Origin of the sequence: Streptomyces sp. NBC_01474 (assembly GCF_035918215.1) — a bacterium.
In the GTDB taxonomy this organism is placed as follows: Bacteria; Actinomycetota; Actinomycetes; order Streptomycetales; family Streptomycetaceae; genus Streptomyces; species Streptomyces aureus.
This window is the reverse complement of sequence record NZ_CP109449.1, coordinates 6270101-6284531: the sequence shown is the minus strand read 5'-3', so window position 1 is coordinate 6284531 and position 14431 is coordinate 6270101. Positions and strand designations below refer to the sequence as shown.

General features: G+C 72.3%; 10 protein-coding genes. 5 read left to right on the top strand and 5 right to left on the bottom strand.

Annotation, left to right across the window (positions count from 1 at the left end; all coding sequences use genetic code 11):
* Nucleotides 1-203: 203 nt before the first annotated feature.
* Both OG758_RS28805 and OG758_RS28800 read right to left on the bottom strand, forming a co-directional pair.
* Nucleotides 204-2774: an ABC transporter permease gene (locus OG758_RS28805; protein WP_326712611.1), complete on the bottom strand. Its 2571-nt coding sequence runs from the start codon at nucleotides 2772-2774 to the stop codon at nucleotides 204-206.
* The gene (locus OG758_RS28800; RefSeq protein ID WP_326712610.1) at nucleotides 2771-3559 is read right to left on the bottom strand and encodes an ABC transporter ATP-binding protein; all 789 of its coding nucleotides are present in this window, start codon (nucleotides 3557-3559) and stop codon (nucleotides 2771-2773) included. Before OG758_RS28800 ends, OG758_RS28805 begins: the two co-directional genes overlap by 4 nt.
* 386 nt (nucleotides 3560-3945) lie before the next feature.
* Here OG758_RS28800 and OG758_RS28795 point away from each other — a divergent pair, with 386 nt between their 5' ends.
* The 3 genes from OG758_RS28795 (at nucleotide 3946) to OG758_RS28785 (ending at nucleotide 7869) form a co-directional block, all read left to right on the top strand.
* On the top strand, nucleotides 3946-5550 hold the full coding sequence (locus OG758_RS28795) for an MFS transporter (RefSeq protein ID WP_326712609.1): 1605 nt from the start codon (nucleotides 3946-3948) through the stop codon (nucleotides 5548-5550).
* 115 nt (nucleotides 5551-5665) lie between these two features.
* A complete protein-coding gene (locus OG758_RS28790; RefSeq protein ID WP_326712608.1) occupies nucleotides 5666-6247 on the top strand; it encodes a DUF485 domain-containing protein in 582 nt (193 codons plus the stop codon).
* On the top strand, nucleotides 6244-7869 hold the full coding sequence (locus OG758_RS28785) for a sodium/solute symporter (protein ID WP_326712607.1): 1626 nt from the start codon (nucleotides 6244-6246) through the stop codon (nucleotides 7867-7869). The genes OG758_RS28790 and OG758_RS28785 overlap by 4 nt, the downstream gene beginning before the upstream one ends.
* Nucleotides 7870-7893: 24 nt before the next feature.
* Here OG758_RS28785 and OG758_RS28780 read toward each other — a convergent pair whose 3' ends face one another.
* The 3 genes from OG758_RS28780 to OG758_RS28770 form a co-directional block, all read right to left on the bottom strand.
* On the bottom strand, nucleotides 7894-8793 hold the full coding sequence (locus OG758_RS28780) for a cellulose-binding protein (RefSeq protein ID WP_326712606.1): 900 nt from the start codon (nucleotides 8791-8793) through the stop codon (nucleotides 7894-7896).
* Nucleotides 8794-9018: 225 nt separating this feature from the next.
* The gene (locus OG758_RS28775; RefSeq protein WP_326712605.1) at nucleotides 9019-11808 is read right to left on the bottom strand and encodes an SUKH-4 family immunity protein; all 2790 of its coding nucleotides are present in this window, start codon (nucleotides 11806-11808) and stop codon (nucleotides 9019-9021) included.
* 7 nt (nucleotides 11809-11815) lie between these two features.
* Nucleotides 11816-12841 (bottom strand): SMI1/KNR4 family protein, encoded by a 1026-nt coding sequence (locus OG758_RS28770; RefSeq protein ID WP_326712604.1) that lies wholly within the window; start codon nucleotides 12839-12841, stop codon nucleotides 11816-11818.
* Between the two features lie 221 nt (nucleotides 12842-13062).
* On the opposite strand from OG758_RS28770, the gene OG758_RS28765 reads away from it, so the two are divergent.
* Both OG758_RS28765 and OG758_RS28760 read left to right on the top strand, forming a co-directional pair.
* Nucleotides 13063-13635, top strand: a complete 573-nt coding sequence (locus tag OG758_RS28765) for a YwqJ-related putative deaminase (protein ID WP_326712603.1) — start codon at nucleotides 13063-13065, stop codon at nucleotides 13633-13635.
* A gap of 71 nt (nucleotides 13636-13706) precedes the next feature.
* On the top strand, nucleotides 13707-14192 hold the full coding sequence (locus tag OG758_RS28760; protein WP_326712602.1) for an SUKH-3 domain-containing protein: 486 nt from the start codon (nucleotides 13707-13709) through the stop codon (nucleotides 14190-14192).
* Nucleotides 14193-14431: the final 239 nt, after the last annotated feature.

Here is a 14431-nt window from a genome sequence, read left to right as displayed (position 1 = left end):
TCCCGGGGAGTGGGCAACGCGAACCGCCCGACACGTCGAACGGGCCGGGGGTCTCCCAGACTACGACGCGCCGCCGACACCCGCGTGCGGATCATTCGCGGATCACATCCATGGTCCCCAGGGCGCACGGCGGCCCCGGAGTGTCCGGGAAGGACACTCCGGGGCCGCCGGCCTCGTTCCCCCGTTCGCATCGCCCCGCGCAGCTACTCCGTGGCGATCGCGTTCAGTACGTTCATCCGGCCCGCCCGGAACGCCGGGATCAGGGCGGCGAACAGGCCCACGAAGGCCGAGCCGATGAAGACGCCGATGATCGTCGGCCAGGGGATCTCCAGGACGTCCAGGCCCTCCAGGGCGAGGAGCTTCTGGGCGGTCGCGCCCCAGCCCATGCCCAGCCCGAGGCCGAGGAGGGCGCCGAAGAGGGCGATGACCACCGACTCCAGGCGGATCATGCGGCGCAGCTGCCGGCGCGAGAGGCCGATGGCCCGCATCAGGCCGATCTCACGGGTGCGCTCCACCACGGACAGGGCCAGCGTGTTCACGACGCCCAGGACCGCCACGATGATCGCGAGGGCCAGCAGGCCGTAGATCATGTTGAGGAGCTGGCCGATCTGGTCCTTCAGGGTCTGCTTGTAGTCGGTCTGGTCCTTGACGTGGACCGTCGGGTCGGACGCGACCGACGACTTCAGTGCCTTGTAGGCCTGGTCGGCCTTGCCGGCGTCCGCCTTGGCGAACATCATCCCGTTGAGCGGCAGCCGGTCGGCGGGCAGGTACCGCTCGGCGGTCGTGAGGTTGATGTACATCGCGCCCTTGTCGAACGTGGTGTCGTCCGACGTGATCGCCGCGATCTTCAGGTCGGCGGTACGGCCGCGCTCGAACGCGACGTTCATGGTGTCGCCGACCTTGAGGTGGTTCTTCTCGGCGAACTCCGAGCCGACCGACATCGCGTTCTTCCCGTACGCCGCCGACAGCTCACCGGCGGTCGTCTCGCGCCGCAGGTCCTGGGCGTAGGTGGGCGTCGCGGCGACGAGCGACTCGTCCTCCTTCGCACCGTCCGGCGTGGTCAGCTTCGTCTTGACGAACTTGACCTCCGTGACATGGGAGACGTACGGGGCCTTTTTCAGGGCCTCGGCGGCCTGCGGCTTCAGCCCGTTCTGTCCCTCGATGATGAAGTCGGCGCCGACGGACCTGTCGAGCTCGCTGGTGGCCGAGGCGACCATCGAGGAGCCGACGACGGACAGGCAGGCGACGAGCGCGAGGCCGATCATCAGGGCCGCGCCGGTGGCGCCTGTGCGGCGCGGGTTGCGCAGCGCGTTGCGCTCGGCCATGCGGCCGACGGAGCCGAACATCCGCAGGAGTACGGCGCTGATGACGCGCACCACACCGCCCGCGAGCAGCGGTCCGACGACGACGAACCCGATGAGCGTGGCGACGATGCCGACGCCGAGCCACAGGGAGCCCTCGCTCGCCTCGGCGGCCTGCGTGGCGGTGTAGAGCGCGAAGCCGCCACCGCCCGTGAGGACGAGACCGATCAGGGCGCGGACCAGGCCGGCCTTGACGTCGGCGGGGGTGCCGGCGTCCCTGAGGGCCGCCATCGGCGAGACCTTGCCCGCGCGGCGGGCCGGAACGTAGGCGGCGAAGACGGTGACGACGGTGCCGAGGAGCAGCCCGACCACGGGGGTCGTCCACCGGACGGTCAGGTCGTCGGTGGACAGGTCCATGCCCGCCGCGGACATCATCTTCATCAGGCCGACGGCGAGTCCGACGCCCGCGCCGACGCCGATGACCGACCCGAAGACGCCGAGCAGCAGCGCCTCGACGAGGACCGAGCGGTTGACCTGCTTGCGGCTCGACCCGATGGCGCGCATCAGGCCGATCTCGCGGGTCCGCTGGGCGACCAGCATGGAGAACGTGTTGATGATCAGGAAGATACCGACGAGGAAGGCGATCCCGGCGAAGCCGAGCATGGCGTACTTGATGACGTCCATGAACTCGCCGACGTCCTTGCGGTTGGCGTCCGCGGCTTCCTTCTGCGTCTGGAACTTGTACGGGCCGTCGAGGGACGCCGCGACGTTCTTCTTGAGGACGCTGTCGCTGACGCCGGTGGCGGCGGCGACGTTGATCTGGGTGAACCGGCCGCTCCGGCCGATGAGTTCGCGCTGGGCGGTGGCCGTGTCGAAGTAGACGACGGCGGCACCGGGGTTGGTCACCTTGAAGGAGGCGATGCCGACGATCTTCGCCCTGAAGTCACCGGTGGCCGCGATGGTGCGCAGCTCGTCGCCCATCTTCAGGTGGTGCTTCTTCGCCGTGTCGGAGTCGACCATGACCTCGGTGGGCCCGCGCGGGGCGTGGCCTGAGGTGATGTCCATGGAACGCAGGTCGTTGCGCGTCCAGTTGCCCGCGATCGTGGGGGCGCCGTTCTCGGAGCCCATGTTCTTGTTGTCCGCGTTCACGACGGTCACGTTCATCGAACTGACCGCGCCCTCGGCCGACTTGACGCCGTCGGCCCGCTCGACCTGCGTGAGGGCGGAGGCCGGCAGCGACTCGGGGCGCCCGGTGTCGCTGCCCTCGCTCTTGGCGGCCTTCGGGCTGACGGTCACGTCGGACGACGTCGCAGCGAACAGCTTGTCGAACGTCGTGTCCATCGTGTCGGTGAAGACGAGCGTGCCGCACACGAACGCCACCGACAGCAGGACCGCGACGGCCGAGAGGGCCATGCGTCCCTTGTGCGCGAAGAAGTTGCGCAGGGAGGTCTTCATCACGGTGTTCGCGCTCATGACGTGCGCCCCCGCGCGTCGAAGTCCTTCATGCGGTCGAGGACGGCGTCCGCGGTGGGGCGGAGCATCTCGTCGACGATGCGGCCGTCCGCGAGGTACAGCACCCGGTCCGCGTACGAGGCGGCGACCGGGTCGTGGGTGACCATCACGATGGTCTGGCCGAGCTCGTCGACGGACTGCCGCAGGAAGCCGAGCACTTCGGCGCCGGCGCGGGAGTCCAGGTTTCCGGTCGGCTCGTCACCGAAGATGATCTCCGGCCGGGCGGCGAGTGCGCGGGCCACGGCGACGCGCTGCTGCTGTCCGCCGGAGAGCTCGGCGGGCCGGTGCTTCAGGCGCTCGGCCAGGCCCACGGTCCGCACGACGCGGTCCAGCCACTGGTTGTCCGCCTTGCGGCCCGCGATGTCCATGGGAAGCGTGATGTTCTCGAGCGCGTTCAGCGTCGGCAGCAGGTTGAACGCCTGGAAGATGAAGCCGATCCGGTCCCGGCGCAGCTGCGTGAGCTTCTTGTCCTTGAGGCCGGTGATCTCGGTCTCGTCCAGGTAGATCTGCCCCGACGTGACGTTGTCGAGCCCGGCGAGGCAGTGCATGAGCGTGGACTTGCCGGACCCCGAGGGGCCCATGATCGCGGTGAACTGGCCGCGGGCGATGTCCACATCGACGTGGTCGAGCGCGACGACCCGGGTCTCGCCCGAGCCGTAGGCCTTGACGACCTGACGCGCCCGCGCGGCGACGGCCGTTTGCCCTCCAGTGCCCCCGGTCCTGGGAATGGTCACAGCCGTTGTCACGGTAAGTCTCCTATGTCGGTCATGCGGAATATCGGGTGTGTGCAACGCACTTCAGGTCTGAGCCCGGAGGGCGGTGAGGTCTCTGCGACGTGCTTCAGTCTGGTGGCGGGAGGTACCCCGGCGCGCTGGTGTAGGTCACCCTCTTTCCCGGGGGAAAACCCCACCCCTTGAAGGTAGGAAGAACCCCCCACCCCTCTCGTCCTCCGGGGGTACGAACCGTCCCCTGTCCGCAGTACGGAGGTCCCCCTAGGGGGAGTCCACCCAACGGTGGAGCACCTCTCAGGGTTCGCTCCACCTTCCTGCGCAGTCGCGCTGCGCCCTCCCGCCCCCGCAGGGTCAGGTGAGAAGGTGTCGGGGGCGAGATAGATGCAGGGGGAAGGAATCCGGTGGGCGGCGCGACAACGCAGGCGGGCAAGGGGAAGGACCGGCGCCGGGGCGCGGTCGTCGCCGCGCTGATGCTCTCCATGGCACTGGCGGCACTCGACTCCACCATCGTCTCCACGGCGGTCCCGCAGATCGTCGGCGACCTCGGCGGCTTCTCCGTCTTCTCCTGGCTCTTCTCCGGCTACCTGCTCGCCGTCACCGTCACGCTGCCGGTCTACGGGAAACTGTCCGACACCTTCGGCCGCAAGCCCGTCCTCATCGGCGGCAGCGTCCTCTTCCTCGTCGGATCGGTCCTGTGCGCGGGCTCCTGGAACATGGGCGCGCTCATCGCCTTCCGCGTCGTCCAGGGCCTGGGCGGCGGCGCCATCCAGGGCACCATCCAGACCCTCGCCGCCGACCTCTACCCGCTCAAGGAACGCCCGCGCATCCAGGCCAGGCTGTCGACGGTGTGGGCGACCTCGTCCGTCGCGGGCCCCGCACTCGGCGGACTGCTCGCCTCGTACGCGGGCTGGCGCTGGATCTTCCTGATCAACGTGCCCGTCGGCGCGATCGCCCTCTGGCTCGTCGTGCGCCATCTCCACGAACCGGTACGGGAGAAGGGGCCGCGCGCCCGCATCGACTGGGCCGGCGCGCTCACCGTGTTCGCGTGCGGCGGGGTGCTCCTGACCGCGCTCGTGCAGGGCGGCGTCGCCTGGGACTGGCTCTCGGCTCCGTCGATCGCCATGTTCGGTACGGGAGTCGCGCTGATCGGCGCCGTCGTCGCCATCGAGCGGCGGGCCGTCGAACCGATCATCCCCGGCTGGGTCTGGCGCCGGCGCACCATCGCCGCCGTCAACCTCGCGCTCGGCGCGCTGGGCCTCCTGATGGTCGCGCCGACCGTGTTCGTGCCCACGTACGCGCAGGCCGTCCTCGGACTCGCGCCCATGGCCGCCGGGTTCGTGCTCTCCGTGATGACGCTGAGCTGGCCCGTCTCCGCGGCCCTCAGCCAGCACGTGTACCGCAGGATCGGCTTCCGCAACACGGCCGTCGTCGGCATCGCGGCCGCGCTCCTCATCCTGCTCGCGTTCCCGATGCTGCCCTATCCCGGGGCCGCCTGGCAGCCCGCGCTGGTCATGCTGCTGCTCGGCGCGGCGCTCGGACTCTTCCAACTACCCCTGATCGTCGGGGTCCAGTCGACCGTCGGGTGGGCCGAGCGCGGCACGACGACCGCGTCCGTCCTGTTCTGCCGGCAGATAGGCCAGACGGTCGGCGCCGCGCTGTTCGGCGCCGTCGCCAACACCGTGCTCGCCGGGCGCCTGGGCGGCGCGGGGTCCCTCGACTCGGTGGCCAAGGCCCTGCAGGACCCCGCCTCCGTGGCCGACCCGGACCGGCTGCGGCGGGCCGTGGCGGCGGCCGTCGACTCGGTCTACGTGGGCGCCGCGTGCGCGGCCGCGCTCGCGCTGATCGCCCTGCTGTGCCTCGCGCCGCGACGTTTCCCGGTGCTCGACCAGGACGGCGAGGGGGGCGGCGAGCGGCCGGGTGAGGCGACATCAGGGGCCGCCGGCAACTCAGCCGGCTCACAAGATGCGCATCAGCATCACTCACCCTCCTCACAACGAACCGACTGAACAGTTCGCGAGAACCGTCGCGGAAAGCGCCTACCTACGAGTAACGTTCCGGCTCCCCCCTCGCTCCCTGCGTCCGCAATCCCCGGCGGACCCAAGCCGCGCAAGGAGAACCGGGATGTCCGACACACCGCACCGCTCATATTCCGACCCCCAGAACGAGCCATGGCAGGCCCCCTTCCCCACGGGCCGGAGCCAGTACGGAAACCAGAACCGGCACGGGTACCAGCAGCCACAGCAGCCGTACTCGCAACAGCAGCCGCACCCGCAACAACCGCCGCACCCGCAACAGCAGCCCGACCCCGCCCTCACCTATCCCTGGGCACCCCCTCCCCCACCACCCGCGCCCACGCACCGGCTCCCGCGCCACCCCGCGCTCGGCCACCACAGCGACCTGCGACTGCTGCGCAGCGCCTACCGCTGGCAACGGCGCGTCGCCACGCTCACCGCCCTCGGCTACTTCACCCTCTTCCTCGTCCTGTCGGCGTTCGCGCCCTCCCTGATGACGAGCACGCTCCCCGGCGGCTTCTCCACCGGCCTCTTCCTCGGCCTGTGCCAGCTCCCGGTGACCGCGCTCGCGCTCTGGCTCTACGAGTACACCGCCCGCCGCCGAGTCGACCCACTCGCCCACCGGCTGCGCAGACAAGCCGAGTTGGACCAGCGTCCGGCTCCCGGAACGGCCGGGGGAAACTTCCGATGACGGACTTCAGCAGCTCGGCCCAGGGCATGTCCCTGGTCGCCTTCACCGCGGTCGCCACCATCACGCTGCTCCTGTGCGTCATGACCGGCCCCGACCGCGACAACCTCGACGAGTTCTACACCGGCTTCGGCTCCCTCACCCCGATGCGCAACGGCCTCGCCATCGCGGGCGACTACATCTCCGCGGGGACCGTCCTCGGCACCGGCGGCATCATCGCGCTCACCGGTTACGACGGGATCGTCCTCGCCCTGAGCACGTCCCTGTCCCTGATGCTCCTGATGTTCCTGCTGGCCGAACCCCTGCGCAACGCGGGCAGGTTCACCATGGGCGACGTGATCGCCCGCCGCCTGCCAGGACGCGCCGTACGCATCACCGCCTGCGCCGCCACCCTCGCGGCACTGCTCCCGCTGATGCTCGTCCAACTGGCGGGCGCCGGTGACCTGCTGGCGTTCGTCCTCGGCTTCACCAGCGAGGGGTTCAAGACGGGCTGCGTCATCGCGCTCGGCGCCCTGATGATCAGCTACGCGGCGATCGGCGGCATGAAGGGCACCGCCCTCATCCAGATCATGAAGACCGTGATGCTGCTCGGATCGGGTCTGACCGTCGCCCTCCTGATCCTGTACCGCTTCGACTGGAACCCCGGCGCCCTCGCCTCACAGGCCGCGCAGGCCAGCGGCGTGGGCAACGCCTTCCTGCACTCGGGCCTCCAGTTCGCCGGCACGGCCAACCCCCGCCTGGACATGATCAGTTCGGAGCTGACCGTCGTCCTGGGCGGCGCGTGCCTGCCCCACGTCACGATGCGCATGTACACGGCGCGCAGCGCGCGTGAGGTGCGCCGCTCGATGTCCTGGGCGGTGTCGGCGGTCGGCCTCTTCGTCCTGATCATCACCATCGTCGGGTTCGGCGCGACGGCGTTCCTCGGCCGGGCCGCCGTCGCGGCGGCCGACCCGCAGGGCAACACCGCGTATCTGCTCGGGGCGCGGGCCGCGTTCGGCGCGGATGCCTCCACGGCGGAGACGCTGGTGTTCACCACGGTCACCACGGCGCTCTTCCTCACGCTGCTCGCCTCGGTCGCCGGAATGATCCTGGCCTGTGCCAACTCCCTCGCGCACGACGTCTTCGCGCACCGCAAGGCGCCGCTCACCGCCCGCAAGGAGATGACGCTGGCCCGCGTCTCGGCGCTGTCCGTCGGCGTGCCCGCGATCCTCCTGGCCACGTTCGTCCAGCACTACAACCTCCAGCCGCTGGTCACGCTGTCGTTCTGCCTGGGCGCCTCGGCGCTCGCGCCCGCGCTCGTCTACAGCCTGTTCTGGCGCCGCTACACGAGTACGGGCCTGCTGTGGACGCTGCTCGGCGGCACGGCGTCCTGCCTCGTCCTGATGACGGGCACCAACCTGGTGTCGGGCTCGCCCACCTCGGCGTTCCCCGGCCAGGACTTCAACTGGTTCCCCTTCACCACGACGGGCATCGTCTCGATCCCGCTGGGCTTCCTCTTCGGCTGGCTCGGCACGCTGGCCTCCGGCCGCCGAACGGCCGACGGCCAACGCCGCCAGTACGAGGCGGTGGAGGCGTGGATCCTGGCGGGCGCGACGCGGCAGGTCCCGAAGGGGGAGGACGGGTAGGCCCGCCACGGTCCACGCGCCCGGCTACGACGCCCCGCCGGCGGGGTTGCGGCCCGTGAGCGTGGCCAGAGTGGTGCGGACGTGTTCCATGTGGGCGCGGACCTCGTCCCACTTCTCGCCGTGCGCGCGCAGCACCCGCTCCGTCTCGCGGCCCGCGCCCTCCTCGTGCAGGGTCGCCTCCGCGAGGAGCTCCGCGGCGCGGGCCTCGGCGTCCTCCTCGCCGTGCCGGGCCGACTCCTCCGTCTCGGCGAACGCCCGCCGCGCCTCGGACAGCCGCCCGTCGGCCAGTTCCAGGCGCTCCGCCTCGCGCGCGTCCGCCGCCGCCTCCTGCCCGGCGATCTCCCGCTCGGCCTCGTCCCTCCGCTCGGCGTGGTCCTTCTCCTGCGCGGCGAGGGTCGCCGCGGTCAGCTCCCGCACGTCGTCCAGCGCGGCGAGCGCTTCCTCGCGCCGTTCCTTCGCCTCGTCACGTGCGGCGACGCGGACCCCGTCGGCCGTGGCCCGGCCGGCGCCCAGCCGCTCGTCGGCCCACTGCCCGGCCTCGGCCAGTACGGCGTCGGCCGCGGCGCAGGCCGCCTCACGCGTCTCCCGCGCGTGGGCCTCCGCGTCCTGCGTGATCCGCCGGACGTCGTCGGCGGCAGCCGCCCGTACCCCGTCCGCCTCCTCCTCGGCGAGGGCGAGGATCTCGCGGGCGCGGTCGCCGAGGGACTCGTACGTCTGCGGGGCGAGCTGCGTCACGGCCAGCCGCAGCCGCTGCGCCTCGGCCTCCAGCTCCTCGACCTCGGCGGTCAGCCGGGCGACGCGCTCACGGGCGTCGTCGCGGCCCTGGGACAGCTCGGCGGCCAGCGCGTCCACCTGCCCGGGACGGTAGCCGCGGCCCCGTCCCGTGACGAAGCCATGGGGCGACACCGACGCACCGCTGCTCATCCTTGATTCCCCTCTTCGCCTCTTCGGCTCTCCTACCCGGCACCCGGCCGGGCTGAAGCGCTCAAATCAAGACACTCCGCCCAACCCACTCGACAAGGATGCGCCAAATACTGCCGAAAGTCGGAATCGAGAGCCTTGAGGGCGAGGCAGGTCACACTCCGCCCGAAAGAGGAGAGGCGCGCGACCGATACGGTCGCGCGCCTCTCCAGTACCTCTGTACGCGGGTTACAGCAGGCCGTCCCACATCTGCTCGAGCAGCACCGACCACCAGCCCTCCGGCGACGCGAGCGCCGCCGGGTCGACAGCGGCCAGCTGCGCCTGGAAGTCGACGGTCCAGCGGCCCGCCTGCTCCTGGTTGAGCCCGAACCGCAGCGGCCACATCCGGCCGAGCACCGCGAGGCTGCGCGCGAACTCGGGCAGGCCCGTGTTCACGAACTGCGGCGGCACCGGCGCACCGCCGGGACCCGCCTCCACCGGCACGGCCACGATGTTCGCCGTGCCGTACTGGACACAGATCGCCCGCCCGAAGTCACTGCCCATCACGAGGTACGAACCCGCGTCCGACGCGGGCTGCGCCCCCCGCTCCTGCGCCAGCTCGGCAAGCGTCGGCACCGGGCGGCCCGGCTGGGCCTGCGCCCAGAAGAACGGCCCGAAGTCGGCGGGCAGCCCCGCCACGACGAGGGTGTGCGCCACGATGTCCGGCACGCCCTGACGGGACACGGCCCGCTGGTCGAACCGGAACACCCCGGGACCGAACGCCGCGGCCAGCTCATGCCCGATCGCCTCCGGCGGAACCGGCGGCATCGGCTGCGCGGGCGGCAGCGGCGCACGCACCGGCGCGAGCCGCGCCGGACCGTCCGCCACCTGGTGCAGCTCACCCTGGTGCGCGATCAGTTGCTGCATACCCTGCTGGCGCGACGCGTGGTCCCTGCCGTACGGGGCGATGGACGTGATCCTGGCCTGCGGCCACTGCTCACGGATCATGCGGGCGCAGTACGCACCCGGCAGCTCGCAGGACTCCAGCTCCGTGTGCAGCTCCAGGACCTGGTCCGGCGGGATGTTCATGCCGCGCAGCTCATGGAAGATCTGCCACTCCGGGTGCGGCGTACCGGGCGCCGAGCGGCGGATGAGCTGCTGCTCGGAGCCGTCGGGCGCGCGGTAGCGCAGCACTGCCTGATAGCCGGGCCCGACGGTCGGCTGACCCGTGGGCTGCGGATACCCGTACGAGGCCGGGGGCGGACCCCCCGGAACCTGCTGCCCGGGCATCGGCGGCGGCATCGGCATACCGCCCGGCGCCTGCGGCGGCGCGGGAGGAGGCATGCCGGGACCGACCTGACCGGGACCGGCCAGCATCGTCGCGGCGTGATGGACACCACCACCGGGAGCACCAGGCGCACCGGGTGCCGCCGGCGGGGGCGGCGTGCCGGGACCGGCCGGTCCCGGCTGGGCCAGCATCGTCGCGGCATGGTGCACACCACCGGGCGGCGTCCCCCCGGGCGGGCCGGGAGGCTGCGGCGCGCCGGGGACGCCGGGCGGACCAGGAGGCTGCGGCGCGCCGGGGACGCCGGGCGGACCAGGAGGCTGCGGCGCGCCGGGAGTTCCAGGGGCACCGGGCGGCTTGGGAGCACCGGGGCCACCCAAGCTCGGGTCGGCCAGCATCGTCGCGGCATGGTGCACACCGCCGGGCGGCGTACCACCCGGGGCGGGCGGCGCCTCGGGCCCGTCGGGGCCGAGCTGAGACACGAGCTGCGTCGGAACGTAGCCGCCCGCCGGGGTACCCGGAGCGCCGGGCCCCGAGGGACGCGCACCGGGAGCGCCCGGGGCACCGGGCGGCGGCGGAGTCGTCGCGCCGCCACCGCGCGCACCGCGGGGCGGACCCTGCGCCTTGCTGGTCGCGGCGTCGGCGATGTCACCGGCCCCGGGCGCGAGCGGCCGCCCGGGCGCGCCCTGCCCACCCGGCGGCGGAGTCTGCTGCGCACCGGCACCCTGCGGATAGCCGTACGCGTCGGGAACACCCGGCGGCGGCGTCTGCTGCCGGCCCGGACCCTGCGGGTAGCCGTACGTGGGCGGCGGAGTCTGCGGCACACCGCCCTGTGAACTCCCGGGCGCCTGCGGCACGTTGGGCGGGGGCGGAGTGCCAGGCCCCTGCGGGTAGCCGTAGTTCGGCGGGGCGCCGGGCGGCGTCTGCTGCGCACCGGCACCCTGCGGATAGCCGTACGCGTCGGGAACACCCGGCGGCGGGGTACCCGGAGCGGCGGGAGCCGGCCCGTCGACCGCCGGGGCCACCGCCGTACGCGGAAGCCTGCTGCCGCCCGACATCAGCGCCGTCTTGGCCTCCGGCGCGGCGGTGGGCGCAGGCACGTCGCCCTCGTCCGCCAGCGGCGGCGCGAACACCGTCGCCGGAGGCGCGACCGAGCGGTCCTCCTCCTCGTCCGCGTTCGTGTCCGTACCGGCCCACGGGGTAGCCCCGGAAGGCGCCGCGGGCGAGGCGGGCCACGGCGTCGCACCACTGCCCGCGTCGGCGGCCACCGGCGCCGGGGCGGCCGGCCCAGGCACGGACGCCCCCGACCCCGTACCGGGGACGGCACCAGAAGACGCGCCAGACCCGCCGGCCGAAGACGCATCCCCCCGCCGATCCGGAATACCCAGCTTGTCCGCCGCCTCCTGGAGCCACTCCGGAGGGCTCAACAAGAACGACGTCTGATTCAGGTCCACCCGCTCCGGCGGCGCGTCCGCCGGCTCCGGCGAAGCCTCCGGCAGCCCGTACTCCTCCTCGTACCGCCGGATCACCTCACCCACCGGCAGACCCGGCCACAACGAGGCGTCCCCGCTGTCGCGCGCGATGACGAGCCGCTGCCGCCCGCCGTCGGACACCGGACCGCCCTCGCGGTCCTCGGCCCACACCACGAACCCCAGCTCGAACTCCCGCACCCGCACCTCACGGTGCTGATAGCCGGGCACATCGCCGTTGATCCACTCTTCGGCGCGCTCCTGCGCCTGCGCGAACGTCACCATCGGACACTCACCCCTCGTCCGGGACAGTCGAAGCAGCCGGCACGGCCGCGCCCGAGGCGTCGACCGCACTCGCGAAACCGCCGTCCACCATCAGGTTCGCCACCGTCTCCAGCTCCGGCGGATTGCCCGCGAGCCGGGCCAGGAACGCGTCGAAGTCGTCACCGCACGGCAGCAGCAGACGCTCCACCCGCTCCGCGACCGACCAGCCGGCCGTGTCCGCGCCGTCCCGCGCGTCGTCGTACGCGCAGAACCACACCGAACCCGCCCGGTCACCCTTGACCTTCACGGCGAGAATGCCGCCCTGCACGAACCCGACACCCAGATAGTCCTTGGTCAGGTGATCACGCAGACACTTGTTGACGTACACCAGATCGTTGACCGCGGCCTCGTCCCGCACCGTGAAGAACGGCTGGTCCACCAGAAGCCCCAACTCGGCGTCCAGCGCCGCCCCCACCGGAGCGCACCCGCCCGCCGCCTTCAGGAACGCCCGGTACGCGCCCGGCAACCGGTACCCCAGATCCTCCTCGGCACCGAGAACCTGCTGCTCCGTCACCGCCACCGACGACTTCGGCAGCCCGAAGTGCGCCGGCCGCGTCTCCTGCAACGGACGCGTCCCCCGCTTGCCGTGATCCACCGCCGCCGTCGCGAGACCGCCGTGATGCCGCAGCAGCGCCTTCACCTCGACCGGGACCAACTCCATGCGACGACTGCCCGGCACGTGATGCCAGGTCCAGCCGTGCGGCGTCGCCACCGGCACGATCGTGTCCCACAAGTCATGCCCGGCGGCGGCCATCGCCGCGTTCGCCGACACATAGTCCGTCAACCGCAGCTCATCGACCCCGAACCCCTCCGGGGGCTCGGCGATCTCCGCCGCGGCACGCGCGTAGGCCGAAAAATCCGGATAGCCGTTCCCGTCGATCCGTACGCCCCTGGGATGGCGCGCTGCACGGACCGGGTCCGGGAAGTGCACGACCTGCCCGGCGTAGGCCGCGTTCGGCGGCGCGGCTTGCTGCCCGAGCCGACCTGTCGTCATGGCGGTTGCCCCCTGCGGCACTGTTATGGATCGCGGATAGCGACAGCCTATGCGGTTGTACGACACCGGTCACCGGCCCTCCGGTTCCATGACCAGCAGTCACCCCACCGTGACGATGAGCCCACGCTCCCGCGTGTCGCCGCGCCCCAGCTTCCGCACCACCGGCCGCATTTGGCAGTCTGTGCACGCAACCCGGGGGATTGCAGGAGGGGAAGCGCCACATGCAGAGCAGCACCGCACCGTCATCCGACACAGCCGTCGTTCCGTCCCAGGAGCCCGACACCGGGCACCCGGCCACCGCCGACGGCGCCTCCGGCGACCCACGCGTCGGCTGGAGCAGCGCCGAGGACGCGCCCGCCCCGGCCCTGCGCCAGCGCCGCGACGGCATCCTGCCCACCGTCGCCGCCGCCCTCTCCGTCCGCGGCGCCACACTGACCAGCACCGCCGCCCGCGGCGAACACGCCCCCGCCCTGCACCCCCTCGTCCAGGACTTCCTCGACACCCTCACCAGCGCCCAGCGCGACCGCTTCACCGGACGCTGCGCCGAAACGATCCTCATCTCCCGCCACCTCACGGCCGCCGACGAGGAACGCTCCAAACGCGCCCGCCGCAAACCCATGACCAACGGCGAAGCCCGCAAAACCCTCAAACACGCCAAACTCACCACCCGCCGCATCCGCGAGGACGGCGACCCCTTGCACGGCGGCTTCGCCCGCCCCTGCCGCGCCTGCGCCGCACTCACCGCTCACTTCGGCGTCCACGTCGTGGACCCGGCCACGGACACCACCGACTGACCGGAACCGGCGCACTGCAGCACCCAACGCACGACCGCAGGCAGCAGCAGAACAGGACGAGGCCACCCCACATGACCGCCGACCGCACCCGCTTCACCGCCCCCGTCGACGCAGCACTGCGCGCCGCCGGCTGGCAGCCCGGACGCTGGGACATCAAACAGGCCGAATTCTGGGCCGACGCCCTGCGCACCCACGTATCCCCCGCCGGCCACCGCCACACCGTCTTCCCCGCCGCCGTCGAGGCCTGGGCCGAATTCGGCGGCCTCCACCTCACCCCGCAGGGCCCCGGCCGCCAGATAGCCCCCGCCCAGCCCCACCTCGACCCGCTCCACGGCCTCCACATGGCCCGCACCCTCGGCGACCTCGGCCGCGCCCTCGACACCGAGGTCTGCCCCCTCGGCGCCGAATCCGGCTCCGAAGCCCTCCTCGCCATCGACACCGAAGGCCGCGTCTACGCCCTCGACCACAGCGGCGACTGGTACCTCGGCCCCGGCATCGACCACGCCCTGGAAACCCTCGTCAACGGCACCCAGCCGACCCGCCTGACCGCGACATAGCCCCACACGCACGCGCCGAACCCGGCCACAGCGCACCGGCACACGACAGACAGCCACAGCGCAGCCTCGGGGCCGCGAGACCCCGAGACCCCACCGGCCGCCACGCGCCTACGAGACGCGAGGGGACGTGCCGGGATGTGCGCGCGGAGCCACCAGCACCACACGCGGATGGCATGGGCCCGGCGACGAAGCCCCGTAGAACAGCGAGCACGTACATCCCGGCGCGGCCCCGCCATGAC

Excerpts from the sequence above, each read along its gene's own strand:
- OG758_RS28775 (WP_326712605.1), bottom strand. The coding sequence starts at position 11,808 with ATGGTGACGTTCGCGCAGGCGCAGGAGCGCGCCGAAGAGTGGATCAAC.
- OG758_RS28760 (WP_326712602.1), top strand. The coding sequence starts at position 13,707 with ATGACCGCCGACCGCACCCGCTTCACCGCCCCCGTCGACGCAGCACTG.
- OG758_RS28805 (WP_326712611.1), bottom strand. The coding sequence starts at position 2,774 with ATGAGCGCGAACACCGTGATGAAGACCTCCCTGCGCAACTTCTTCGCG.
- OG758_RS28780 (WP_326712606.1), bottom strand. The coding sequence starts at position 8,793 with ATGAGCAGCGGTGCGTCGGTGTCGCCCCATGGCTTCGTCACGGGACGG.
- OG758_RS28785 (WP_326712607.1), top strand. The coding sequence starts at position 6,244 with ATGACGGACTTCAGCAGCTCGGCCCAGGGCATGTCCCTGGTCGCCTTC.
- OG758_RS28765 (WP_326712603.1), top strand. The coding sequence starts at position 13,063 with ATGCAGAGCAGCACCGCACCGTCATCCGACACAGCCGTCGTTCCGTCC.
- OG758_RS28770 (WP_326712604.1), bottom strand. The coding sequence starts at position 12,841 with ATGACGACAGGTCGGCTCGGGCAGCAAGCCGCGCCGCCGAACGCGGCC.
- OG758_RS28790 (WP_326712608.1), top strand. The coding sequence starts at position 5,666 with ATGTCCGACACACCGCACCGCTCATATTCCGACCCCCAGAACGAGCCA.